Raw genomic sequence first — 1220 nt, forward strand, 5'->3', positions numbered from 1 at the left:
AGGGAATCTCAATTGATTTCTTTTCCTAAGGGTACTGAGATGTTTCACTTCCCCTCGTTCGCCTTGCATGACTATGTATTCATCATGCAATACCTACCTTATGGTAAGTGGGTTTCCCCATTCAGACATCTCCGGATCACAGGATATTTGCCGCCTCCCCGGAGCTTTTCGCAGGCTATCACGTCTTTCATCGCCTCTGACTGCCAAGGCATCCACCACATGCACTTAATTACTTGACTATACAACCCCAAACAGTCGTTCATCCTTACAAGTAGGATAAGCAACAGATCAACCAATCACTCAGTCAATCATACAGTTGGCGTCTTGTGCATTTAAGCACTGTACAGCTTCAATTAGATTCATATACCAAAACGCTTGATTCAGTTAATCGCTAGTTTCTCAGTTCTGCATCTTCATTCAAACATGTCACTTGCGTGTCACATTTTAATGTCAATTTAGTTCTGAGCCTTAAACAATTTATTTCAACTCAAATATATTCTGTTAATGATTGATCTAGCCTTCGTCAGGTCTAGACGCTGTGATAAATCACAGAGATTATCAAGTCCGCGTATCATAACGCTTGTACTTGTTAATCTCTAGGATCTAAACACTTATCTGGGTGTTTAACACTCAGCTCAAGCTTCGTTTGATTAAAGCCTGCGCGAAGCGTAGCTTCTTGCTTAAATTTCAAGGAAAAACGTTGTTTTTCTTATCTTGAAATTTGGTGGAGACTAGGAGAGTCGAACTCCTGACCTCCTGCGTGCAAAGCAGGCGCTCTACCAACTAAGCTAAGTCCCCAGCTTATCAATAAGTCAATGTTTCTGTTTTTCTGTATTCAGCATTTAACAATGCTTGTTAGTCAGATTTGGTGGGTCTGACAAGACTTGAACTTGTGACCCCACGCTTATCAAGCGTGTGCTCTAACCAACTGAGCTACAGACCCTCAGATACATCGTATGAAGAACAACTTGTTGTGGATTCTTACCAATCGTCAATCTTTCGTTAAGGAGGTGATCCAGCCGCAGGTTCCCCTACGGCTACCTTGTTACGACTTCACCCCAGTCATCTGCCACACCGTGGTAAGCGTCCTCCTTGCGGTTAGACTACCTACTTCTGGTGCAACAAACTCCCATGGTGTGACGGGCGGTGTGTACAAGGCCCGGGAACGTATTCACCGCGGCATTCTGATCCGCGATTACTAGCGATTCCGACTTCATGGA

General features: G+C 43.9%; 2 tRNA genes and 2 rRNA genes. All 4 read right to left on the reverse strand.

Features of this window, described 5'->3' with window-relative positions:
• Nucleotides 1-239 (reverse strand): 23S ribosomal RNA (locus tag CWI32_RS14830); the annotation flags it as partial.
• A 483-nt stretch (nucleotides 240-722) separates the two neighbouring features.
• A tRNA-Ala gene (locus tag CWI32_RS14835) sits at nucleotides 723-798 on the reverse strand.
• Nucleotides 799-866: 68 nt separating this feature from the next.
• Nucleotides 867-943: transfer RNA gene (locus CWI32_RS14840), tRNA-Ile, on the reverse strand.
• Between the two features lie 60 nt (nucleotides 944-1003).
• Nucleotides 1004-1220, reverse strand: a 16S ribosomal RNA gene (locus CWI32_RS14845); the annotation flags it as partial.

This window comes from Acinetobacter pseudolwoffii, assembly GCF_002803605.1.
Classification (GTDB): domain Bacteria; phylum Pseudomonadota; class Gammaproteobacteria; order Pseudomonadales; family Moraxellaceae; genus Acinetobacter; species Acinetobacter pseudolwoffii.